Genomic DNA, 24,468 nt, shown 5'->3' on the forward strand with positions numbered 1-24,468 from the left:
AAACCAATATGCGCTTTAGCATATAATTATCAGTAGCTTTCAAAGCAATTAGGCTGAGATTATTAGAGTAGTAATGTTTATTTTTATATTGACTATTGAGGTTTATTATTTTATAATTAAGACTTAGTTATTTTCAGAGTTTTAAATTTACAGTATATGCCTACGATAAATCAATTAATATGTAAAGGTAGATCAGGGTTAGCTCGCAAGAAGAAGGTACCAGCTTTGGGAAAATGCAATCCTCAAAGAAGGGGTGTTTGCACTAAGGTATATACTACAACTCCTAGAAAGCCTAATTCAGCACTACGTAAGGTAGCTAGAGTAAAGATTAGTGGATACGGTGAAGTGACGGCTTATATACCTGGCGAAGGTCATAATTTACAAGAGCATTCCGTTGTTTTAATACGTGGTGGGCGAGTTAAGGATTTGCCGGGTGTACGTTATCACATAATAAGAGGTGCTCTTGATCTACGTGGTGTGCAAAATCGAAAGAAAGCTCGTTCAAAATATGGTGTAAAGAAATCTGGTTAAAATTTATGGCACGTCGTAATAAAGCAAAAAAAAGAACAAGCCCTGACTCTCGTTATGGTAGTGTCTTGCTTATGCGTTTTATTAATATAATTATGAAATGTGGTAAAAAATCTATTGCAGAAAAGATTGCTTATAGTGCTTTGTCCTTAGCTGAAAAGAAAATAGGCAAAGATGCCTTATCAATTTTTGAAACAGCAGTAGAAAATGTTACTCCTTCTATAGAAGTGCGTTCTCGACGTATTGGTGGTACAACTTATCAAGTACCTGTTGAAATTCGTCAAGATAGAGCAATTTCTTTGGCATTAAGGTGGATTGCTAGAGCAACTTCTGCTGCTCGAAAAAAGAGTGGTAGAACTACTGTTTATTGTTTGCAGTCTGAAATATTAGATGCTTATAATAAATGTGGTGGTGCATTTAAGATGTGTGAAGAAAAGTATAAAATGGCTGAAGCTAATAAGGCATTTTCTCATCTTCGTTTTTAATATTAGCTGATTGATTGTGGTATGGAAGTTTTAATATCTAGGTATAGAAATATAGGAATAATGGCTCATATAGATGCTGGCAAGACCACCACAACAGAGCGTATTTTATTTTATACTGGTAAACAAAATAGGATTGGTGAAGTGCACGATGGTGCGGCTTCTATGGATTGGATGGAGCAAGAGAAGGAGCGTGGCATTACAATTACCTCTGCTGCAACAACATGTTTTTGGAATGATCATAGGATTAATATAATAGATACTCCTGGTCATGTTGATTTCACTATTGAGGTTGAGAGATCTTTGAGGGTTTTGGATGGTGCAGTTGCTGTATTTGATGGAGTTGCTGGAGTTGAGCCTCAGTCTGAGACGGTTTGGCGTCAAGCTGATAAATATACCGTTCCTCGTATCTGCTTTGTTAATAAAATGGATAGAATAGGGGCAAATTTTTATCGATGTGTCGATATGATAAAAACGAAGCTTGGCGCATCACCTTTAGTTATTCAGTTGCCAATAGGAAGTGAGAAAGATTTTAAAGGCATAATCGATCTTATTTCTATGAAAGCTATTATATGGCAAGAAGAAACATTAGGCGCTAAATTTTCTTATGAAGATATTCCTTCTGATTTGCTTGATAAGGCTCAAGAGTATCGAAATCTTTTATTAGATGCTGCAGCTGAAATGGATGATGAGGCGATAAATATTTACTTTGAATCTAACGATCTGCCAACTGATTTATTGAAAAAGTGTGTGAGAAGAGGCACCATTAAAGGAAAATTTGTCCCTGTATTATGTGGGTCAGCTTTTAAAAACAAAGGCGTGCAATCACTTTTAGATGGTGTGGTTGATTTTTTACCCTCTCCTATTGATGTTGATGTAATTATTGGAACTGATCCTAAAGATTCAGAAAAGAAAATTGAGATCAAACCTTCAGAAAAAGAGAAATTCGTTGCTCTTGCGTTTAAAGTGATGACGGATAAATTTGTAGGTAGCTTGACGTTTATTCGTATTTATTCCGGTAAGTTAAAATCTAAATCTGCTGTGTTAAATGCTGGAAAGAATGAGACTGAAGGAATTGGTAGAATGTTACTTATGCATGCAAATAACAGAGAAGATATAAACGAAGCTAAAGTTGGTGATATAGTTGCCTTAGTTGGATTAAAGAAAACAATTACTGGTGATACTTTATGTTCATCTGATTTTCCTATACTATTAGAGCGTATGGAATTTCCTGATCCTGTTATTGAAACTGCTATAGAACCGAAAACTACCTCAGATCAGGAAAAATTAGGTGTTGCTTTGAATAGATTAGTTGCAGAAGATCCTTCTTTGAGGATGTCAGTAAATGCGGAGAGTGGGCAGACTATATTGAAAGGTATGGGTGAGCTGCATCTTGAGATTATTATTGATAGAATGAAGCGCGAGTTTAATGTTGAAGCTAACGTTGGTGCGCCCCAAGTTGCATATCGTGAAACTATCACTAAATCTGTTGAAATTGATTACACTCATAAAAAACAATCAGGTGGTGCTGGTCAGTTTGCTAAAGTTAAAATAAAATTCGAACCTCTTGAGCCTGGTTTTGGCTTTCAGTTTGAAAGTAAAATTGTAGGCGGTGCTATTCCAAAAGAGTATATACCTGGAGTGCAAAATGGCTTAGAGTTGATAAAAGAAGGTGGTATAATTTCTGGCTTTCCATTGATTGATTTTAAGGCTACTCTTCTTGATGGTGCTTTTCATGATGTTGATTCTAGTCCTTTGGCTTTTGAACTTGCTGCTAAAGGTGCTTTTAAGGAAATGGCAAATAAAGCTGGTCCAAAAATGCTAGAACCTATAATGAAAGTGGAAATCATTACTCCTGAAGAATATATGGGTGATGTTATGGGTGATATAAATAGTAGAAGAGGCAGTGTTGTTGATATGCTGGATTTAGGTAATAATAGCAAAATAATTACTGCTTCGGTTCCTCTTGCAAATATGTTTGGTTATATAAATGTTTTGCGTTCTATATCTCAGGGAAGAGCTCAGTATAGTATGCATTTTTCTTGTTATGAGCAAGTGCCACAATATGTGGTTGATGAGTTAAAGTTAAAGTATAATTAAAGGTTAGTAATTATGACAGCGATAGTAGAAGCATTTGGAAAGCCGCATGTAAACGTGGGAACGATAGGACATGTGGATCATGGGAAGACAACGTTAACAGCGGCGATAACAAAGCATTATGGTAACTTTGTAGCATATGACCAGATAGATAAAGCGCCAGAAGAAAGAAAGAGAGGGATAACAATAGCAACAGCGCATGTTGAATATCAAACAGAAAAGAGACACTATGCACACGTTGATTGCCCTGGACATGCTGATTATGTAAAGAATATGATAGTAGGTGCAGCACAGATGGATGCAGCAGTGTTGGTAGTGTCGGGGGTTGATGGGCCAATGCCACAAACGAGAGAGCATATATTGCTGGCAAAACAAGTGGGTGTTGGATATATCGTGGTATATATAAACAAAGCTGATGTTGCTGATGCTGATATGATAGATTTGGTGGAAATGGAAGTGAGAGAATTGCTAAGTAAGTATGGATTTCCAGGTGATGAAGTGCCTGTGATAGTCGGATCTGCGTTAAAAGCATTGGAGGATGATGGTAGTGAGTATGGAAAGAAATCAATAGATAAATTGATGGAGAAGTTAGATGAGTATGTGGCAGTACCTCCAAGGCCTATAGATTTGCCGTTTTTATTGCCAATAGAAGATGTATTTTCAATATCGGGCCGAGGGACGGTAGTAACAGGAAGAATAGAGAAGGGGGAGATAAAGACAGGGGATGAGATAGAGATAATAGGTTTGAAAGCGACGCAAAAGACGATATGTACTGGTGTTGAGATGTTTAAGAAGTTGCTAGATAAGGGAAGTGCAGGACTCAATGTAGGAATACTACTAAGAGGAACAAAGAGAGAAGAGGTGGAGAGAGGGCAAGTATTGGCAAGGCCAGGGACAATAACTCCGCATAAGAAATTTAATGCGGAGGTGTATATATTGAAGAAAGAAGAAGGAGGAAGGCATACACCATTTTTTGGAAATTATCAGCCACAGTTTTATTTAAGGACAACGGATGTAACTGGGAGCATAAAATTGCTAGATGGAAAGGAGATGGTAATGCCAGGGGATAATGTAAGTATAGAAGTGGAATTGCAAGTACCAATAGCGATGGATAAAGGATTGCGTTTTGCGATAAGAGAAGGTGGTAGAACTGTTGGTTCTGGTGTTGTTTCGGAAATTTTAGAGTAAATTTGAATTATAGGAGTGTAGCTCAATTGGTAGAGCGCTGGTCTCCAAAACCAGAGGTTGTAGGTTCAATTCCTATCGCTCCTGCATTAATGTTATGGTAGAAATGTTAAAAAACCTGTATGTTTTTTTTTGCGATATAAAGCAAGAAATAAGGAGAATTGCTTGGATAAAGAAACAGCAGGTATTGTCATCTTTGTTTACTGTAATAATTGTTATATTATGCTTTTCGATTTTCTTTTGCTTCGTAGATTTTATGTCTCTTTACGTAATTAAGACTTTATTTGGAATTATTTATGGAATATAAGTATAAATGGTATATCATTAAAGTCGATTACGGGTATGAGAAGGATATATGCGAGTTGGCAACCAATACTGTTTACTTTAAGGAGGTGTTTGTTCCTTATCAGACAGTATGTGATGTAAAATCTGATATAAAAGAGTTATGTGAAGTATATATATGTATGCATCTGTGTGATGAAAGCAAAAATATTTTGAATCAAATGACTGGGTTTTGTGGTGATGAGTCTGGTCATTTTGAGATGATTTCAGATGATGAGGTAATTTTAAAACGTAAGGAATTTAATAGATATAAGTGGTACATTTTAAGAGTTGCCTCTAATTATGAAGAGAAAGTGCGCCAATATATATTAGAAAATTCTATGAGATTGAATATTAATAATTATTTTAATAGGGTTTTTATTCCTTGTGAAGAATTAAGTGAGATGGATTTAAAATCTAAAAAAAATGCTAAACGAAGGAAGTCCTTTCCTGGTTATGTCTTTTTATACATGAATTTATGCGATGAGGTATTAAATTTTATTAATAATATACCAAAATCTCTTAAGGTTTATGGATTTTTGAAAAATGGTAATGTTCCAAAGGTGATTGAGGATAATGAGATTCGCTCAATGTGTAGTGCGCTTTACAATGCTCAAGAAACGAAAAAGTTGAGTTATGGTTATGAGAAAGGTGAAAAAGTAAAAATTAATGATGGTCTTTTTCAAAATTTTACTGGTAAGGTAGATATGGTAAATGACGAGAAAAAAATTATTAATATTGAAGTATCAATCTTAGGTAAGCCAACAATAATAGAGCTTGATTTGGCTCAAGTAGAGAAAATAGAGGATTAATTATGAGTAATATAGTTGCTAAGATTAACTTACTTATGGAAGCTGGGAAAGCAGTTCCAGGACCGAAAATTGCTTCAGTACTTGGCCCGCGTGGTATACCTGTTCCTAAATTTTGTGAAGCTTTTAATAAAGCCACTAGCGCTGCTAACGCTAGTTATAAAGTAGGTGATTTAGTAACAGTAAGAATTTCCATAAAGGATGATCGTTCTCATGATTTTACTGTCAGCGGTCCGCCTGTGGCTTATTTGCTTAAGCAGGAAGCTAAATTAAGTAAAGGTTCTGGTAATTCTGGTAAAGAATTAGTGGCTAAATTATCTATGTCTGCTATCATTAAAGTGGCAAAGTGTAAGATGGTTGATATGAAAGTGGATAATGAAGATTCAGCAGTGAAGATGGTTATAGGCACTGCAAAATCTATGGGTATAGAAGTTGTGGAAGGTTAGGTAAATGAGTACATATAATGATAATTCTAAGCAGTGTTTGGAGAAGATTGTTGAGTCTGCTTCAGCAAAATTTAATGAATCAGTTGATATCGCAGTCAATTTAGGTGTAGATTCACGTAAATCTGAAGAGCAGGTGCGTGGTACAGTAGTTTTGCCTAAAGGTATCGGGAAGAATATTAAAGTAGCTATTTTTGCTCAAGATAAACATTTATTAGAAGCTGAAAAAGCTGGTGCTGATATTACAGGAGGAGAAGATTTAGTTGAAGAGATAAAAAAAGGTAGAAAGTTGAATGTTGATTGGTGCATCACTACTCCTGATTTCATGGCAAAAATCACTCCTATTGCAAAAGTATTGGGTGCTAAAGGGCTGATGCCTAACCCTAAATTTGGTACTGTGACTTCTAACATTGCGGAAGCTACTAAAACCATTAAGTCTGGTCAAATAAAATTCAGGACGGATAAAAATGGGGTTATTCATGGCAAATTAGGAAGTATTAAATTTGATATTGATGATTTGCTGGAAAATTTAAAAGCCTTTCTTAAAGTAATTAGAGACAATAAACCTGCTTCTGTGAAAGGAGTTTACTTTAAAAGCGTTTTTTTAAATTCAACTATGGGTAAAGCTCATAAAATAAACAAAGTAGAAGATATAATTTAAGGGAGCAAAGTTGTGAAGCGTAAAGATAAGGATGAATTTATACAAAACATAATGAATGTGTTTGTAAATAATGATTTCTTAATATTGGTAAATTTCAAGTCTATGAATGTTAGCAATTCATTAATTCTTAGGAATAGTCTAAAATCTGTAATGGGTGGGATGTTAGTAGTTAAAAATACTCTAGCTTGCTTGGCTTTGGAAAGGACTGGTAAATTTTCTTATTTATCAGATAAATTTTCTGGTTCTGTTGCTATTATATACTCTAGCGCTATAGTAGAAGCTGCAAAGTTAATAGTTGATTTTATTAATGCTAACAAAGAAAAAATGTCTGTGATTTGTGCGGCTCATATAAATGAATTGTTAACAGTGGAAGATGTTAACAAATTGGCTAAGCTTCCCTCTTTGGATGAATTGCGTGTTAAAATTATGCGTTTAATATCTTATGATATTCCTGCTAGGTTAGCATTGTCTATTAATTCATCTTCTATGAGGCTTATGAGAGTTTTGGATTACTGTAGTTCTAAAAAATAAATTTGTTGTTAAATAAGGTGGTAAGTATGAATAATGTAACAAGTGATTTGGTTGATAAAATATTATCTTTAAATCTATTAGAGGCTTCTGAACTTGTAAAGGTTCTAGAAGAAAAAATAGGGTTGCCTAGTGGTTCTTTTCTTGGTGGAGCTGTTGGTGCTGGGTTGCCTATTAGTGATAATGCTACTGCTCCTGTTGCTCAAGAAAAAGCTGAATATAAAGTTGTAATCAAAGAGATTGATGCAAGCAAAAAAATAGGAGTGATTAAAGCTATTAGAGAAGTTAATTCTACATTGAATTTAAAAGAAGCGAAAGAATTAGTTGAATCTTTACCCAAAGATTTGACTGCTAATGTTTCTAAAGACGAAGCAGAAAAAATAAAGCAAAAACTTATTGAAGCAGGAGCAACTAAAGTTGAGCTTGAATAAAATGTTAGTATATTAATTTTATGTTGATATAGCTCTTTTAATTAGTGAAGGTATTTTAATGGTTGATTCTTCTTATATGTGTGCTTCTAGTGCTTTTGTTCCTAGAGTTTCTTATTCCAGGTCGATTGATTTAAAAGATTCTTTGTTGGATTTGGTTAAAGTCCAAAAGGGGTCATATAATTCCTTTACTCCTAATAATGAGAGTAATGAAAGACTTGAAGCTATCTTTCATACAATTTTTCCAATATCTGATCCTTTGCATAGGGCTACTATCGAATTTTTGAATTGTAGGGTAGATGATCTTAAGTATAGTGAATCTGAATGTATAAAACGTGGTATAACTTTTTCTGCTCAGGTTATTGCTTCTATACGTCTTGTTATTATGCAGGATGGTGTTTCTCTTGAAAAATATCAAGAGATTAAAGAATATGATGATCATTCTAAGCTTGCAACTGTTATAAAATCTGCTGAAGAGCAGGAGGTTCGCTTTTGTGAACTGCCTATGATGACTGATAAAGGTACTTTCATCATCAATGGCGTAGAGAAAGTTATCGTTTCACAAATGCATAGATCTCCTGGAGTGTTTTTTGATAGTGATAAGGGAAAAACTTACAATTCTGGCAAATTGATCTATTCTGCTAGAGTTATTCCTTATAGAGGTTCTTGGCTTGATATTGAGTTTGATGTTAAAGATCATTTGTATTTTCGTATTGATAGAAAGAGAAAGTTGCCAATATCAGTTTTATTAAAGGCTTTAGGCTTATCAAATAATGACATACTTAATAAATTTTATGAAAAAATAGAGTATATAAAACATAAAAGTGGCTGGAAAGTACCTTTTTTCCCTGATAAATTCAAGGGAGTGAGGCTTCCTTTTGATTTAAAGAATGTTGAAGGTAATGTGTTACTTAAAGCTAATGTTCGTATTACTTCAAAATTAGCTAAAAATCTATATGATAACGGGTTGAAAGAGTATCTAATTCCTTATGATTCTATATGTGGTTTATTTCTTGCAGAAGATTTAATAGATAGTGCTAGTTCTACAAAAATCTTATCTGCTGGTGAATCTATAAAATTAGAGGATATAAAAAAGCTTGAATTATTATCTATAGATAAAATATCAGTGTTGAACATAGATAATGTTTCTGTTGGACCTTACATATTAAACACACTTTTCTTAGATGAAAACATGTCTTATGAGAACGCTCTATATGAAATATATAAGGTTTTGCGTCCAGGTGAAGTTCCTGTTTTAAAGATAGTAGAGGAGTTTTTTCGTAATCTTTTCTTCAGTCCGGAATATTATGATTTGTCTAACATTGGTAGATTGAAACTTAACTCTTGCCTTGGGTTAAATTATGAGGAAAATTTAACTACTTTAACACATGAAGACATTATTGAAATTATAAGAAAAATAGTATTGTTACGTGATGGTCAAGGATCTGTAGATGATATTGATCATTTAGCAAATAGAAGAGTCCGTTCAGTTGGAGAGTTTATAGAAAATCAATTTAGAACTGGATTATTAAAATTGGGACGGGCAGTAGTTGATTCTATGTCTACTTCTAGTTTAGATAAAGTCTCTCCATCTGATTTTATAAATCCAAAAGTGTTAACCAATGTCTTAAGAGATTTTTTCAACTCTTCCCAATTATCTCAATTTATGGATCAGACTAATCCATTATCTGAAATAACACATAAAAGAAGGTTGTCAGCGTTAGGTCCTGGTGGTTTAACAAGAGAGAGGGCGGGATTTGAAGTGCGTGATGTTCATCCAACTCATTACGGAAGAATTTGCCCTATTGAAACTCCTGAGGGGCAGAATATAGGCTTAATTAACAGCTTAGCTATATACGCTCGTATTAATAAATATGGGTTCATTGAAAGTCCTTATAGGAAAGTAGTTAATAAGGTTGTTACTGATCAAATTGAGTATCTGTCTGCTATAGATGAAGGTTTATATTATATAGCCGATACCAGCGCAAAGCTTGATGAGAACAACTGCTTTGTTGATGATATGTTATACTGTAGGTATGCTGGTACCTTTGTAATGGTAAATAGTAATCAAGTAAGTTACATTGATTTATCTCCTAAGCAGGTAATATCGGTTGCTGCTTCTTTAATTCCATTTTTAGAAAATGATGATGCTAATAGAGCATTAATGGGTTCAAATATGCAGCGTCAAGCTGTACCTTTATTGAAGCCTACTGCTCCTTTGGTTGCTACTGGCATGGAGTCTTTCGTAGCTTCTGGCTCTGGTGCTGTAGTTTTAGCAAAACGTGGTGGCATAGTTGACAGCTCAGATAGTAACTCTATAGTTATACGTGCTTTTGACAAAGGAGGAATTAACTACTTGGATGTAGATATTTATCATCTAAGAAAATTTCAGCGTTCTAACCATAATACTTGTATTAACCAGAAACCACTGGTGCATGTAGGTGATTGTGTTAAGGAAGGTGATGTGATAGCTGATGGTCCTGCTATTAATAACGGTGAATTGGCACTTGGCCAAAACTTGCTAGTCGCTTTTATGTCTTGGCAAGGTTATAATTTTGAAGACTCAATCATTATTTCTAGTGAAGTTGTTAAAAAAGATCTATTTACTTCTATTCATATAGAAGAATTTGAATGTGTTGTACATGACACTCCTTTAGGGTCGGAAAAAATAACTCGTGCCATACCCGGTGTTAATGAAGAAAATCTTTATCACTTGGATGATAGTGGTATAGTAAAGGTTGGTACAAGAGTTGGTCCAGGTTATATTTTGGTGGGGAAAGTTACACCTAAGCATTCTCTTTCATTGCCTCCTGAGACAAAATTGTTAATGACAATTTTTGGTGAAAAGTCATTCGATTGTGTGGATTCCTCTTTATATACATCTCCAGATATTGAAGGGATAGTGATTGATGTGCAGGTCTTTACACGCAGAGGGGAAGAAGAAAACGAAAGGGCGTTTCTTATTAAGCAAAAAGAGGCAAACGACTTTGAGAAAGAACGAGACCATATAATCAATGTTATTAATCAATATTTCTATGATGAATTAAGAAAAATTCTTATTAATTCTGGCTCTCAAGATCGAGAAAGTATTAATTTTATTGAACGTGAGAGATGGTGGGATATAGGATTGAAAAACCAATCTATTTCTAAGCAAGTTGAGAGCTTAAAAAAAGATTTTGATGAAAAAGTATCACATGCAATAACAAACTTTAAGCGAAAAGTAGAAAAATTGCATGAAGGTTATGATCTGCCTCAAGGTGTGTCGATGTCAGTAAAAGTTTTTATTGCTGTAAAACATAGTTTGCAGCCAGGGGATAAAATGGCTGGTAGACATGGAAATAAAGGTGTGATTTCTCGAGTTGTTCCAGTAGAAGATATGCCTTATTTAGAAGATGGTACTCCTGTTGATATTATTCTTAACCCTCTTGGCGTTCCTTCGCGAATGAATGTAGGTCAAATATTGGAAACGCATGTAGGTTGGGCTTGTAAAAAATTAGGAGAAAAAGTAGGCAATATTCTTGATGAGATCAATAAAATCAAACGTGCTTTTTGTGAGGCAATTAGATCTCTCAGTGATGATGATTTTGAAAAATTTGCAGCATTATATCTTGATAATAAAAAATTTGAGGATATTAATGATGATGAAATAATGGCTTCTATTTTAGATACGCCTAATAAGGATGAATTAAATAATGAATTGACTACATTAGTAGAGAATTATTTCAACTCTTGTAAAGATGCACACAGTAGTTTACGTCACTTCCTGATTGAGGTTTATAGTTGTGGCAGTAATTTATCTATTTGTAATAACATTCGCGATATTAATGATAATCACCTCATTGAATTTGCGTATAAGTTGCGTGATGGCATTCCTGTTACTGCACCTGTATTTGAAGGTCCAAAAGATGAACAAATAGTAAAGCTATTTGAACTTGCTGGATTGGATAACTCTGGGCAAGTTGTATTATATGATGGTTGTTCGGGTGAGAAGTTTGATCGCAAAGTTACAGTTGGTTACATGTACATGCTTAAGTTGCATCACTTAGTAGATGGTAAAATTCATGCGCGTTCAGTAGGACCTTATAGTTTGGTTACTCAACAACCTCTTGGAGGAAAGTCTCATTTTGGTGGTCAGCGTTTTGGTGAAATGGAATGTTGGGCATTGCAAGCCTACGGTGCTGCTTACACTTTGCAGGAAATGTTAACTGTGAAGTCTGATGACATTAATGGCAGGGTTAAGATTTATGAATCGGTAATAAAAGGTGACAGTAACTTTGAATGTGGAATTCCTGAATCCTTTAATGTCATGATAAAAGAGTTGCGTTCCTTGTGTTTTAATGTGGATTTGAAGCAAAATGACATAGTAATTGAAGATATATCTCACACTAATATCGCACAATCTTTTAATGAGGTTAGCATTTCCATTGCTAGCCCTGAAAGTATTAAACGTATGTCTTATGGAGAGATAACAGATGTTTCAACTGCAAACTACCGTACATTCAAAGTTGAGAAAGGTGGATTATTTTGTCCTAAAATTTTTGGTCCTGTCAATGATGATGAATGTTTATGTGGAAAGTACAAAAAAAGAAGACATAGGGGCCGTATATGCGAAAAATGTGGAGTAGAAGTTACATCTTCTAAAGTAAGAAGAGAAAGAATGGGTCATATAGAGCTTGCATCTCCTGTTGCTCATATATGGTTTTTGAAGTCACTTCCTTCAAGAATTGGAGCATTATTAGATATGTCTCTTAGAGATATCGAAAGTATTCTATATAGTGATAATTATGTTGTAATAGATCCTCTTGTTTCCTCTTTTGAAAAAGGTGAAATTATTAGTGAGAAAGCTTATAATGAAGCTAAAGATAGCTATGGGGTCGATAGCTTTATAGCTATGCAAGGTGTTGAAGCTATAAGAGAATTGCTAACACGCCTTGATTTACATGAAATTAGGAAGAATTTAAGACAGGAGTTAGAATCTGTTGCTTCTGAAATAAGAAGAAAGAAAATTATAAAGAGATTACGTATTGTTGAAAATTTTATCAAGTCTGGAAACAGACCTGAGTGGATGATACTTACAGCTATACCTATTTTACCACCTGATTTGCGTCCCTTGGTATCGCTTGAAAGTGGTCGACCTGCAGTTTCTGATTTAAATCATCATTATAGAACTATTATTAATAGGAATAATAGATTGAGAAAATTATTAAGTTTAAATCCTCCTGAGATTATGATTCGTAATGAGAAAAGAATGTTACAAGAGGCAGTTGATTCTCTTTTTGATAATAGTCGTCGTAATGCTCTGGTAAATAAAGCTGGCGCTACTGGATATAAAAAATCTATTAGCGATATGCTGAAAGGAAAGCAAGGTCGTTTCCGTCAGAATCTTTTAGGAAAAAGGGTAGACTACTCTGGACGTTCTGTAATAGTTGTTGGTCCAACTTTGAAACTAAATCAGTGTGGATTACCGAAAAGAATGGCTCTTGAGTTATTCAAACCTTTTGTTTACTCAAGACTTAAAATATATGGAATGGCTCCAACTATAAAATATGCTAGCAAGTTAATAAGAGCAGAAAAGCCAGAAGTCTGGGATATGCTTGAAGCAGTAATAAAAGAGCATCCTGTTTTGCTAAATAGAGCGCCTACGCTACACAGGCTTGGTATTCAGGCTTTTGAGCCAGTCCTTATTGAAGGTAAAGCAATACAGCTTCATCCACTTGTTTGTACAGCATTTAACGCTGACTTTGATGGTGATCAAATGGCAGTACATGTGCCAATTTCATTGGAAGCTCAACTTGAAGCTAGAGTGTTGATGATGTCAATTAATAACGTTTTAAGTCCTTCTAATGGAAGACCGATTATAGTTCCTAGTAAAGATATAGTGCTTGGTATATACTACCTAACTTTACAGCAACTGAAGGAGGATGATTTACTACTTTTTTGTGCTTTTTGTGAAGTTGAGCATTCCTTAAACAACGGCACTCTACATATTCATTCTCATATAAAGTACAAAATGGAATACATCAATAGCGATGGAAACATTCAGTATAAAACTATTTGTACAACTCCTGGACGTTTAATATTATGGCAGATTTTTCCTAAACATGAGAATCTAAGCTTCGATTTAATAAATCAGGTATTAACAGTTAAGGAAATAACTAGCATAGTTGATTTAGTATATCGTAGCTGCGGTCAAAGTGCTACAGTGATATTTTCTGATAAATTGATGACACTTGGCTTTGAGTATGCTACATTTTCTGGTACTTCTTTTAGTCGTTGCGATATGGTCATACCTGAAACTAAAGCTACACACGTTAACTATACAAGGGGTGAAATTAAGAAATTCTCTGCACAGTATCAAGACGGGCTAATCACTAAAAGTGAAAGGTATAATAAAGTTATAGATGAGTGGTCTAAGTGCACAGATATAATAGCGAATGATATGTTAAAAGCGATATCTGTGTATGATGAAAATAGTAAGTACAATTCAATATATATGATGGTTAGCTCCGGTGCAAGAGGTTCTACTTCCCAGATGAAGCAGTTAGCAGGAATGCGAGGGTTAATGACCAAACCTTCTGGTGAAATTATAGAAACACCTATAATTTCTAATTTTCGCGAGGGATTGAATGTATTTGAATACTTTAATTCTACTCACGGAGCGCGTAAAGGTTTAGCTGATACTGCACTTAAAACTGCAAACTCTGGATACTTAACTCGTCGCTTGGTTGATGTATCTCAAAATTGCATAGTTATAAAACATGACTGTAAAACGAAAAATGGCCTTATTGTAAGAGCTATAGTTGAAGGGAGTACTATAGTTGCATCTCTAGAGAGTGTTGTACTGGGTAGAACATCTGCAAATGATATATATAACCCAGTAACCAAAGAGTTATTATTAAAAGCAGGGGAATTAATTGATGAAGATAAAGTAAAGCAAATCAACATTGCAGGTCTTGATGCTATAAAAATTAGATCGCCTTTAACTTGTGAAATAAGTCATGGTGTGTGTTCTTTGTGTTATGGAAGAGACCTTGCAACTGGTAAAATTGTTTCAATAGGTGAAGCAGTTGGTGTTATCGCTGCTCAATCTGTTGGAGAGCCAGGTACTCAGTTAACGATGCGTACTTTCCATATAGGTGGAGTAATGACTAGAGGTATTGAATCCTCAAATATTATAGCTTCTATTAACGCTAGAATAAAATTAAACAACAGTAATATAATTATAGATAAAAACGGAAATAAAGTTGTTATAAGCCGTTCCTGTGAAGTCATCTTAATTGATAGCCTTGGTAGTGAAAAATTGAAGCACAGTGTGCCTTATGGTGCTAAACTTTATGTAAATGAAGGTGAGTTAGTAAAAATTGGTGATAAAGTTGCAGAATGGGATCCGTATACACTACCTATTATTACGGAAAAGAGTGGTACAATATCTTACCAGGATTTAAAAGATGGAATTTCGATCACTGAAGTGATGGATGAATCTACAGGAATATCAAATAGAGTAGTAAAAGATTGGAAATTGCACTCTGGTGTAGCTAATTTACGTCCTCGTATTGCACTGCTTGATGATAATGAAAAAGTAATAACGCTTGCAAGTGGTGTGGAAGCATGTTACTTTATACCAGTTGGTGCAGTGCTTAATGTACAGGATGGCCAAAAAGTTCATGCAGGTGATGTTATCACAAGAACGCCAAGAGAGTCAGTTAAAACTCGTGATATTACTGGTGGTTTACCAAGGGTGATAGAGTTATTTGAAGCACGTCGTCCTAAAGAGCATGCTATCGTTAGCGAAATAGACGGTTATGTAACGTTCTCTGAAAAAGATCGTAGAGGAAAACGTAGTATAGTAATTAAACCTGTAGATGAGCAAGCTTCTCCAGTTGAGTATTTAGTATCAAGAAGTAAGCATGTAATAGTCAATGAAGGTGATTTTGTGCGTAAAGGTGGTTTATTGATGGATGGCGATCCTGATCTTCATGATATTTTACGTGTGCTTGGGTTAGAAGCGTTAGCACACTATGTGATTTCTGAAATACAGCAAGTTTATAGATTGCAAGGTGTGCGCATAGATAACAAGCATTTAGAAGTGATCTTAAAGCAAATGCTACAAAAAGTAGAAATTACCGATCCTGGTGATACTATGTACTTAATTGGAGAAAATATCGACAGGCTGGAAATTGATAGAGAAAATGATGCTATGAATAACTCTGGAAAACGACCTGCTCATTATCTTCCTATTCTGCAGGGAATTACTAGAGCAAGCCTTGAAACTAATTCCTTTATTTCTGCTGCCTCTTTCCAAGAAACAACAAAAGTACTTACGGAAGCAGCATTTTGTGGAAAGAGTGATCCTTTGAATGGGTTAAAAGAAAATGTTATAGTAGGAAGATTAATTCCTGCTGGTACGGGTTTAGTTATGAATAAGGTGAAAGCACTTTCGCTTTGTGAAAATATAGATAAATATGAAAAATATTTTGATATTGAGACTTATGACGAAAAATTGCTGAGTGATAATAGTTATCAATTACATTCTGATGAAGAAGAGAGTGTGGTGGCATCGCACTATGATCAGTCAAGTTGAATATAGCTAATGAGGTAGTATGTTTAATCTGTTTTTAACTAAAAAAATCAATTATATTTTCTTTCACCTCTGTGCTGTCTATTATATTATTTACTCTTACACGAAATTCAGATGAGTTTTGAAGCCCGCTACTGTACCATCCTATATGTTTGCGGGCCATCTTTATTCCTATGTCGCTTCCATAGTACTCAAGAATACTGTCATAATGATTGAGTATTATGCTTAATCTCTCTGAAGCTGTTGGCTCAGAAACTTTATTTCCACTCAAAAAGTTTATTGCTTGATTAATCAGCCAAGGTTTGCCGTAAGCACCGCGACCTATCATTACTCCATCTGCCCCAGATTCTTTAAGTGCACTTTGAACATCATCCAAGCTCTTAATATCCCCATTTACTATAACTGGAATTTTTACCTGCTCTTTAACATTTCTAACGAATTTCCAATCTGCTTGACCATTATAAAGCTGTGCCCTTGTCCTTCCATGTACAGTAATCATCTTTGCTCCCAAATCTTCTGCAATTTTTGCCAAGCGCGGAGCATTGCGATTTTCGTCATTCCATCCAGTACGCATTTTTACTGTAACTGGCACACTCACTGCCTTGACTACAGCTTCTATTATCTCAGCAGCCTTTTTTTCATCACGCATAAGTGCTGACCCTGCGTAACCGTTTACAACTTTTTTAACTGGACAACCAAAATTTATATCTATGATTTTTGCACCCATGCCCTCATTTAACTTTGCAGCTTCCGCCATAACATCAGGCTCACAACCAGCAAGTTGTACAGCGGTTAGTTCATCGACTTTTGCTTTTTGCATGCTCTGGCGAGTTTGCATGATCATAGCTCTGCTTGCAATCATTTCTGAGACTAGCAAACTTGCACCAAGTTTCTTTACAATACTCCTAAATGGATAGTCAGTCACTCCAGACATTGGCGCTAAAATAACTGGATAATCAATAGTTAGATTTCCTACTTGGAGAGACATATATTCTATGTGTTCAAACCTAGCGCATTTACGCATACTGTTACGGCACCTTGTATAGCCGAACTTACTTTTTCCATAAGAGAAGGCTCTACTTCTACTACCTCAGCTCTCTCGTAATGACCAGGTATTAAGTGTATAGTTTCTTGTTTTTTATTTCTCCATAGTTCGTTGTTCCGCTGATAACCTTCATTTATCATTCCTGCATTTTGCTTAAACAATGTATTTACATCATTACCATTATTTTTATAGTAGACGTCAATTTCAATATTAGCCAGCGAAGCTAAGATAGGAATTTCTTCTATGAAAATATAGTAACTTTGACTGCTAATTGCCTCTAGATAAGATCTATAAATGGATTTGCCATTGAGAAAAGAATTTGCTGCAGTATCACTATTGTAATTTCTATCATATTTTTTCTCACTAATATTGAGGTTACTAACACTAATATTTCTTAAATCACCTATAACTTCATTTTTTTCTAATGTAGTAAGACAACATAACTTTTTTATTAATTTATTAGTCTTTTTTTCAATCTTCTCTATTCGTCTGTTTGTATGCTGAGCCAAATCTTTTATTGAATCAGACCTACCAATCAAATGATTTGGATTTTCTAAGAATGCACCAAAAACTTTCTGCATCTGTTCTTTCAATAACTCAGGCATCTTTGGATCACTCAAAGAGTTAAATTGACTTAAAAATTTGTGCCATTCAATTCTCATATCTTGTGCTCTTTCAGCTTTATATGTACCAGAGCTGTTGACACCAAACACTGCATGGAAAAAGCAATTGCCATCACCTGCAGTACTATATCGAACAATTTTTGTTTGCTTAGGTTGCTCACTTTCTATTGAGCCCACACTCACACCACTATCTATAGATGGAGAGTAAGAATTTCTACGTCTTTTATCATCTGAATCATCTGTTTTTCCTGATATGGTATCTAGTCCACTATCCAGTGATTTACTTCTTGTGAATTTTTGCTCTTTTGGACTCTTTTCTTCCTTTACAGCTACTTTTTCATTGATGTAACTCTTTGCCAAGTGAAATAAAGGCTCAACGACCATTTTGTATGTCACTGTAAGCACTATTCCCATTAAAATCCAAGCTATAGGATGAAAAATTAGCATAGCAAGTGGTAAAGTTAAGAAGGTAGATCCTATTATTAATCCCAAACAGCCAATAGTAACTGTAGCTGCCAAGTATATACCAAGCGCATAAATGGCAAATCTTCCACCAGCTTTAAGTTTGGTGAAGTGAGTACTCTCTTTAGATTTATTGTATCTTTCTATGATGGCTAACATATTATATTTTACGTTTATTAATTCTAGCAAATTATGAAGGTAAAATCAATATTAGCATTTATATGTAAAAATATTGAGCATTCAAAGCTTTTGAAGTAGAGTAATGATGTTAGTAATAGCACAACATATGCATGATATAGAACATATACGCAAAAACCCTAAAGGATTTGAAAAAGCAATAAAAAGCAGAGGGGTGAAAGAATTTACTACAGAAGAAATATTAGAGATTGACCATAAAAAAAGATCACTGACTACTAAATTGCAAGCTTTAAATAAGCGACGAAACGAGGTCACGGAAGAAATAAAGAGGCTTAAAATGAACAAAAGCCCATGTGAAGAACAAGTAAAGTTATCAAAAAGCATCACAAGTGAGATAGAGACAATCAGCCTCAAGGAGCAAACAGAAAAAAATAAGTTAGTGGATATTTTATCTAACTTACCAAATATTTCTGCACAAAATGTACCAACAGGTGAAGATGAGAGCTCCAACGTAGAAATCAGAAAATATGGAAAGAGAAGAAAATTTGATTTTACACCAAAATTTCATTATGAACTCGGAGAAAGGTTAGGCTTGATGGATTTTGAACAAGCAGCAAAAATTTCTGGATCAAGGTTTACAATACTAAAAGGACAGTTAGCTAAGCTTGGACGAGCATTAATAAATTTTATGCTGGAAACACATGTTAATGAATTTGCCTATACTGAGGTGTATCACCCAGCCCTGGTGAAAAACGAGGCGATGTATAACGTTGGTCAGCTACCAAAATTTTCTGATGACTCATATTTAACTACCGATAAATTAAGATTAATTCCCACAAGTGAAGTAGTTTTAACAAATTTAGTTGCTGACAAAATAATAGAAGAAAAAGAACTGCCTATTCGTTTTACTGCATATTCAGAATGTTTTCGTAAAGAAGCTGGCAGTGCAGGACGAGATACAAGAGGTATGATAAGGCAACACCAATTTGGTAAAGTGGAGTTGGTAAGCATCACAACTGAAGACCAGTCAAAAGACGAGCTTGAACGTATGACTAGTGTTGCCGAAGAGATATTAAAAAAACTAGAATTACCGTACAGAGTAATGCTACTTTGCAGTGGCGATATGGGTTTTGCTGCACAAAAGACTTATGACATAGAGGTATGGTTACCTGAGCAAAATAAATATAGAGAAATATCAAGCTGCTCAAATTGCGGTACGTTCCAGGCAAGAAGAATGAACACTAAATACTTCTTAGAAAATGACAGAAAAACAAAAAAATACGTTCACACTTTAAACGGCTCAGCTTTAGCCATAGGAAGAACAATTGTTGCCATAATGGAGAATTATCAAAATTCCGATGGGTCAGTTACAATACCAAACGTGTTGCAAAGATACATGAGTAATGATACTGTTATAAGCAAACAATAATTTTGACATATATAGAAAAGCGAGGAAATAAAGATGAAGGTTTTGGTTATAGGTTCTGGTGGGCGTGAGCATGCTTTACTTTGGGCTCTAAAGAAGTCTCCTATCTTGACTAAGTTATATGTTACTCCTGGTCGCCCGGCCATGGAGAATTTTGGAGTTCTTGTGAATATAAATATTCAAGATTCAGTGGATGTTACACAATTTTGCAAGAAAGAAAATATAGAGCTAGTAATTATTGGTCCAGAGCAACCAATAATTAATGGACTTGCTGATGATTTAACTGCGGAGGGGATAAACGTTTTTGCTCCAAGTCAAGCAGCTGCAAAACTTGAGGCATCAAAGTCTTTTACGAAGGAACTATGTAAACAATATGGTATACCGACCGCCAAGTATGAACGTTTTATTGATGAAAGGTTAGCGAAAAATTTTGTCCGTAGTAATAAAATAAAATTGCCGCTTGTAATTAAAGCAAATGGAATTGCAGCAGGGAAAGGTGTCATAATATGCCACACAGAAAATGAGGCTTTTTCAGCAATAGATTCAATGCTAGTGGAGAAAAATCTTGGTGAGTCAGGTGAAGAAATAATCATAGAAGAGTTTTTAATTGGAGAGGAAGTAAGTTTTTTTGCTCTTATTGATGGGTTGAAGGTAGTAACCCTTGGGTGTGCAAAAGATTACAAGAGAGTTGGTGAAAATAACGAGGGACAAAATACTGGAGGCATGGGGTCATACTCATCACCTTCGATTATAAGTAAGGAGATGGAGCAAAAAATTATCCAAAAAATAATATATCCTACAATTCAAGCACTGACTAACATGGGAACATCCTATAAAGGAGTACTCTTTGCTGGTTTAATGATTTGCAAAGATAGTCCAAAGCTTCTTGAGTATAATGTTAGGTTTGGGGATCCGGAAATACAATCTATGTTACCTAGACTTGATCCAAATTGTGATTTGCTAAAGTTGATGTTGTCAGTTGCAGAAGGCAAGTTAAATACAAAAATGGTGGAGTTTAATCACAAAACTACAGTTTGTGTAGTTGTTGCAAGTAAAGGCTATCCTGGTGATTATCAAAAAGGAGAGGTAATTAAAGGATTGGATAAAATTGAAAACATTCCTGGTGTGCTAGTTTTTCATGCTGGTACTAAGTTGGATGAAAGTGGTAATTGGATTTCCGATGGCGGAAGAGTGCTAAATATAGTAGGAGAAGGAAACACTGTGGAAGAAGCTAAAAGTAAAGTGTACTCAGCGTTAAATTCTCTAGAATGGCCAGGGGGGTTCTTCAGATATGATATTGGTAGTTAACGTTAGCTAGCAGGTAGCTAATATAGAAACGAAAAAAATCACTTTACAAGCAGTAATAAAGACAACTAAAGAAAAATATCAACTAGGTTTATAGTCTATTACTACTGTTTTTGCGATTTTATCATAGAAAGTTTGTTTGCGTCGATCAAATACTGCAAATATTAAAACAAAAATTGGTAAAATAAAAAACCAACCAGAAATATAGCAAGGTACCCATAAAAACACTTTAAAAGTACTTCTTATTACTCCTTGCATTAAAGCAACATTTTTAGGTGTATTTGCATCTTTTATATATATACCACATAACAATTTTCCTGGAGTCCAGCCAAGTTTTATTATCATTAATACTTCTAATACTATATATATTAATGCTTCTAGTACTTCATTTTGCACTGAAGGGGCTGTCTTGGTATCAGAAAAGAAATCGCTAAAAAAGTCAGCATAGTGTTTACCTGATAACATGAACAAAATGAATAAATAAAAGGCTAGAAATATTATTTGGTCAACTACATACGCTGTAACGCGTTTAGTAATTTTCGCATAATTTACTTTAATATTCGTTTCAGTATCCATAACCCCACCTACATTTTGCAATATTACCAACTAATATAAAAGTATGTTATTAAATAATCATAAATATTCTAATTCAGGCAATACTAGCTGCTTGTGCCACTCTATTATTTGAATTAACATTAAGTTATTTATAGTTAGGAAAGTTATGTCAACACCAATCACAGTTGCGTATGGTGACGGTATTGGACCAGAAATTATGGAAGCGGTGCTGTCGATATTGCGTGAAGCGAAAGCAGAGATCTCAATAGATATTATTGAAATAGGGGAGCGTGTTTATAGTAAGGAATGGTCTCATGGAATTTCTCCGAGTGGTTGGGAATCTATCGAAAGGACAAAGATATTACTCAAATCTCCAACAACAACTCCGCAAGGTAAAGGCCACAAAAGCTTGAACGTTGCACTCAGAAAAAATCTAGGGTTGTATGCAAATATCAGACCATGCATTTCATATCATCCTGTCATAGAAAATAAATTTGATAAGTTTGATATTGTAGTAATACGTGAAAATGAAGAGGACGTTTACACCGGAATAGAGCATAGGCTCACTGGTGACTCGTACCAATGCACTAAAATTATTACTAGATCTGGTTCAGAAAAAATATGCAGGTACGCTTTTGAATATGCGAAAAAACACAACAGAAAGAAAGTAACTTGCCTGACTAAAGACAACATAATGAAAATGACTGACGGCGCTTTTCATGCAGCGTTTGATCGTATTGCAAAAGAATACCAAGATATAAAGACAGAACATTATATAGTTGATATTGGAATGGCACGTGTTGCCACAGAACCCGAGAATTTTGATGTTATAGTAACCGAGAATCTATATGGCGACATATTATCAGATATAGTCGCACAAACCTCAGGTTCTATAGGGCTTGCCGGAAGTAGTAACATCGGCAACGAATATGCGATGTTCGAAGCAGTGCATGGTTCTGCTCCTGATATTGCAGGAAAAGACATAGCTAATCCTTCTGGTCTTTTAAATGCTGCAGTGCATATGTTGGTCTATATTGGTCAAGTGAGTACTGCAAAACTAATTTATGATGCGTGGCTGAAGACTTTGGAGGATGGAATACATACTGCTGATTTATATAAAGAGAAAAAAAGTAAACAGAAAGTTGGTACAAAAGAATTTGCAGAGGCTGTTATAGATAATCTAGGAAAGAAGTCTGCAATATTATCTGAGCTTACAGTCGGTAGCAGTACAAATAGCAAAAGAAGTGAAATACAAAATAGCTACGAACAGGACTACAAAGTTAGAAAGCTAGTTGGTAGCGATATAACGCTTGCCTGGAGTAAGCCGGCTGATTTTGACCAAATAGTGAAGTTGTTTGAATCAAGTAATCTGCAAATTATAGCAATATACTCAAAAGGGCTAGCGATTTCGCCAGGAAACTCAAAATTTTTAAGTGACCAAATAACCTGCAGGTTCATTGCAAATAATGAAATTACAAATAGTGATGTGAATAACTTGCTAGTCAAATTTGAGGAACATAATTTTGATGTAGTGAGAATGGACAAATTGTATTTATACGATGGGAAAGAGGGTTTTTTCTCTTAATGAGAGTTAAACATGTTTATGCTTGTGTAAAATACAAAATGTAGTATGATAATAGCATGGTATATTTATGTGAGGCACAGTAATGAATCAACATTTTAAGTTAACTAGTCAGGAGTTTTATGATAACGCTGACCTGTTTAAAGTATTAGAAATAAAAGCTGAGCAAGTTGTAGACAAGAATTATGAAGAGCTTAGCGCAATTTTGAAGAAGCAGCATAAGAAATTAATTCTTGTAAATCATCCTGACAAGGGCGGAGATAAAAATAGATTTGATCAAATTTATAAAGCTTATCAAGAACTAAAAAAATATATTGAGCCTTTGGAATCAGGAAATCCTTGTTTTAAAGTCAGTATTGATGCTGAAAGTGATGGACGTTTAACGGCAAGAGAGTTTCACTATAGGAAGAAGCTATTTAGTACACTAGGGATTGGTGAAGAAGCTATAGGTGGGGATTACGAAAAATTGAATTCTATATTGCAAAAAAAACTTTATGAGGGTTGTGCTAATGATGATACTGAGCAATTACGCTCTTATATTTCTCCTCTAGGGAACAAAAAGGATCTAGTAATGAGGATAAAAAACAATTAGCATTGAAATTTATAGGGTATAAAAATTTTCTACTGCTTGTCCCAAAAATAAGTTTTCTGCCTTTAAGTCTATTAACCACAGTTACTGTAGGTTGCTATTTTTCATGGTGGATCATAGCATTTAATATCATTTGTAATAAAGTCATTGGTTCATTAGTAAATTATTATATGGAGAAGTATAAAAACTCAGAAATTTCCACTGATGAATTCACAAGTAAAATGAGCTATATCATGCTAAGCAGTAAGCTTCTTATGCTCTATCCTTTAGCTACTTTTTCTTTTTATCTACTTACAACAAACTTCATTGCTAATGGATTAACTGTTGGTGGGGCTATACTTGGTCCACTATTGTTATTGGCAGTATTAATTGAAGCGTTAGCTTCTGTTTTCTCAAAAGGCTGTGAAATATATGCCGACAAGCACACAAAAGATTTACTAGAAGAGGATCCAAAAGATAGAGTGCAAAAGGAAACTGATCTGTTAGGACGGTATGATCCACGAAAACTGTTAATGCCAATTATCATGCCTCTTGTTAGAAAGTGTTTTGCAGAAGTGGCAAGTGAATTTGCTGAGAGGAATTTTGATGAAGTGAACACTAATGTGTCTGATGTCAACACTGAGCAGCAATTTAAACCTCAAGAAATTGGATTTACACAACAAACAGTGTAGTATAAGCTTTTA

General features: G+C 34.7%; 17 protein-coding genes, 1 tRNA gene and 1 pseudogene. 16 read left to right on the top strand and 3 right to left on the bottom strand.

The features are described from left to right. Positions 1-156 precede the first annotated feature (156 nt). The 12 genes from rpsL (at position 157) to BWZ41_RS05895 (ending at position 16,063) form a co-directional block, all read left to right on the top strand. Complete coding sequence (gene rpsL / locus BWZ41_RS05840) at positions 157-531, top strand: 30S ribosomal protein S12 (protein WP_143689745.1); 375 nt, start codon at positions 157-159, stop codon at positions 529-531. A 5-nt stretch (positions 532-536) separates the two neighbouring features. Then, entirely contained in the window at positions 537-1,013 is a 477-nt protein-coding gene (gene rpsG / locus BWZ41_RS05845) for a 30S ribosomal protein S7 (RefSeq protein WP_143689746.1), read from the top strand. Between the two features lie 21 nt (positions 1,014-1,034). Beyond that, positions 1,035-3,110, top strand: a complete 2,076-nt coding sequence (gene fusA, locus BWZ41_RS05850) for an elongation factor G (protein WP_143689747.1) — start codon at positions 1,035-1,037, stop codon at positions 3,108-3,110. A gap of 12 nt (positions 3,111-3,122) precedes the next feature. Next, positions 3,123-4,295, top strand: a complete 1,173-nt coding sequence (tuf, locus tag BWZ41_RS05855; protein WP_143689141.1) for an elongation factor Tu — start codon at positions 3,123-3,125, stop codon at positions 4,293-4,295. An 11-nt stretch (positions 4,296-4,306) separates the two neighbouring features. Next, a tRNA-Trp gene (locus tag BWZ41_RS05860) sits at positions 4,307-4,379 on the top strand. Between the two features lie 19 nt (positions 4,380-4,398). Further along, positions 4,399-4,599, top strand: a complete 201-nt coding sequence (gene secE, locus BWZ41_RS05865) for a preprotein translocase subunit SecE (protein ID WP_241653945.1) — start codon at positions 4,399-4,401, stop codon at positions 4,597-4,599. Further along, positions 4,589-5,425, top strand: a complete 837-nt coding sequence (gene nusG, locus BWZ41_RS05870; RefSeq protein ID WP_143689748.1) for a transcription termination/antitermination protein NusG — start codon at positions 4,589-4,591, stop codon at positions 5,423-5,425. The genes secE and nusG overlap by 11 nt, the downstream gene beginning before the upstream one ends. A gap of 2 nt (positions 5,426-5,427) precedes the next feature. Beyond that, entirely contained in the window at positions 5,428-5,868 is a 441-nt protein-coding gene (locus BWZ41_RS05875; RefSeq protein WP_143689749.1) for a 50S ribosomal protein L11, read from the top strand. A 4-nt stretch (positions 5,869-5,872) separates the two neighbouring features. After that, positions 5,873-6,526, top strand: coding sequence for a 50S ribosomal protein L1 (rplA, locus tag BWZ41_RS05880; protein ID WP_143689750.1), 654 nt, complete (start codon positions 5,873-5,875; stop codon positions 6,524-6,526). A gap of 12 nt (positions 6,527-6,538) precedes the next feature. Beyond that, positions 6,539-7,057: a 50S ribosomal protein L10 gene (gene rplJ, locus BWZ41_RS05885; protein ID WP_006014692.1), complete on the top strand. Its 519-nt coding sequence runs from the start codon at positions 6,539-6,541 to the stop codon at positions 7,055-7,057. 26 nt (positions 7,058-7,083) lie between these two features. Continuing rightward, the gene (rplL, locus tag BWZ41_RS05890) at positions 7,084-7,485 is read left to right on the top strand and encodes a 50S ribosomal protein L7/L12 (RefSeq protein ID WP_143689751.1); all 402 of its coding nucleotides are present in this window, start codon (positions 7,084-7,086) and stop codon (positions 7,483-7,485) included. A gap of 58 nt (positions 7,486-7,543) precedes the next feature. Then, positions 7,544-16,063, top strand: coding sequence for a DNA-directed RNA polymerase subunit beta/beta' (locus BWZ41_RS05895; RefSeq protein WP_143689752.1), 8,520 nt, complete (start codon positions 7,544-7,546; stop codon positions 16,061-16,063). Between the two features lie 34 nt (positions 16,064-16,097). Here BWZ41_RS05895 and dusB read toward each other — a convergent pair whose 3' ends face one another. Further along, positions 16,098-17,048 (bottom strand): tRNA dihydrouridine synthase DusB, encoded by a 951-nt coding sequence (gene dusB / locus BWZ41_RS05900; RefSeq protein ID WP_143689753.1) that lies wholly within the window; start codon positions 17,046-17,048, stop codon positions 16,098-16,100. A gap of 5 nt (positions 17,049-17,053) precedes the next feature. Beyond that, positions 17,054-18,379 carry a hypothetical protein gene (locus BWZ41_RS07640; protein ID WP_241653946.1) on the bottom strand — a complete coding sequence of 442 codons (1,326 nt, stop codon included), beginning with the start codon at positions 18,377-18,379 and terminating at the stop codon, positions 17,054-17,056. 97 nt (positions 18,380-18,476) lie between these two features. Here BWZ41_RS07640 and serS point away from each other — a divergent pair, with 97 nt between their 5' ends. Together serS and purD are read left to right on the top strand one after the other, a co-directional pair. Continuing rightward, complete coding sequence (gene serS, locus BWZ41_RS05910) at positions 18,477-19,757, top strand: serine--tRNA ligase (RefSeq protein WP_143689944.1); 1,281 nt, start codon at positions 18,477-18,479, stop codon at positions 19,755-19,757. A gap of 33 nt (positions 19,758-19,790) precedes the next feature. Next, complete coding sequence (purD, locus tag BWZ41_RS05915) at positions 19,791-21,062, top strand: phosphoribosylamine--glycine ligase (RefSeq protein ID WP_143689754.1); 1,272 nt, start codon at positions 19,791-19,793, stop codon at positions 21,060-21,062. Positions 21,063-21,140: 78 nt separating this feature from the next. Here purD and BWZ41_RS05920 read toward each other — a convergent pair whose 3' ends face one another. Next, entirely contained in the window at positions 21,141-21,635 is a 495-nt protein-coding gene (locus BWZ41_RS05920) for an RDD family protein (protein WP_143689755.1), read from the bottom strand. A gap of 145 nt (positions 21,636-21,780) precedes the next feature. Between BWZ41_RS05920 and icd the strand changes: the two genes are divergently transcribed. Together icd and BWZ41_RS08730 are read left to right on the top strand one after the other, a co-directional pair. Next, on the top strand, positions 21,781-23,199 hold the full coding sequence (icd, locus tag BWZ41_RS05925) for an isocitrate dehydrogenase (RefSeq protein WP_143689756.1): 1,419 nt from the start codon (positions 21,781-21,783) through the stop codon (positions 23,197-23,199). An 82-nt stretch (positions 23,200-23,281) separates the two neighbouring features. Next, positions 23,282-24,456 (top strand): annotated as a pseudogene (locus tag BWZ41_RS08730) (molecular chaperone DnaJ). Positions 24,457-24,468 lie beyond the last annotated feature (12 nt).

It is taken from the genome of Wolbachia endosymbiont of Nilaparvata lugens, assembly GCF_007115045.1.
Taxonomy (GTDB): domain Bacteria; phylum Pseudomonadota; class Alphaproteobacteria; order Rickettsiales; family Anaplasmataceae; genus Wolbachia.

Bases quoted from the DNA above. Each gene is read 5' to 3' on its own strand.
- rpsG (WP_143689746.1), top strand. From the start codon at position 537: ATGGCACGTCGTAATAAAGCAAAAAAAAGAACAAGCCCTGACTCTCGT.
- secE (WP_241653945.1), top strand. From the start codon at position 4,399: ATGTTAAAAAACCTGTATGTTTTTTTTTGCGATATAAAGCAAGAAATA.
- rpsL (WP_143689745.1), top strand. From the start codon at position 157: ATGCCTACGATAAATCAATTAATATGTAAAGGTAGATCAGGGTTAGCT.
- BWZ41_RS05920 (WP_143689755.1), bottom strand. From the start codon at position 21,635: ATGGATACTGAAACGAATATTAAAGTAAATTATGCGAAAATTACTAAA.
- dusB (WP_143689753.1), bottom strand. From the start codon at position 17,048: ATGTCTCTCCAAGTAGGAAATCTAACTATTGATTATCCAGTTATTTTA.
- BWZ41_RS05875 (WP_143689749.1), top strand. From the start codon at position 5,428: ATGAGTAATATAGTTGCTAAGATTAACTTACTTATGGAAGCTGGGAAA.
- tuf (WP_143689141.1), top strand. From the start codon at position 3,123: ATGACAGCGATAGTAGAAGCATTTGGAAAGCCGCATGTAAACGTGGGA.
- purD (WP_143689754.1), top strand. From the start codon at position 19,791: ATGAAGGTTTTGGTTATAGGTTCTGGTGGGCGTGAGCATGCTTTACTT.
- serS (WP_143689944.1), top strand. From the start codon at position 18,477: ATGCATGATATAGAACATATACGCAAAAACCCTAAAGGATTTGAAAAA.
- icd (WP_143689756.1), top strand. From the start codon at position 21,781: ATGTCAACACCAATCACAGTTGCGTATGGTGACGGTATTGGACCAGAA.
- rplA (WP_143689750.1), top strand. From the start codon at position 5,873: ATGAGTACATATAATGATAATTCTAAGCAGTGTTTGGAGAAGATTGTT.
- nusG (WP_143689748.1), top strand. From the start codon at position 4,589: ATGGAATATAAGTATAAATGGTATATCATTAAAGTCGATTACGGGTAT.
- fusA (WP_143689747.1), top strand. From the start codon at position 1,035: ATGGAAGTTTTAATATCTAGGTATAGAAATATAGGAATAATGGCTCAT.
- BWZ41_RS05895 (WP_143689752.1), top strand. From the start codon at position 7,544: ATGGTTGATTCTTCTTATATGTGTGCTTCTAGTGCTTTTGTTCCTAGA.
- rplL (WP_143689751.1), top strand. From the start codon at position 7,084: ATGAATAATGTAACAAGTGATTTGGTTGATAAAATATTATCTTTAAAT.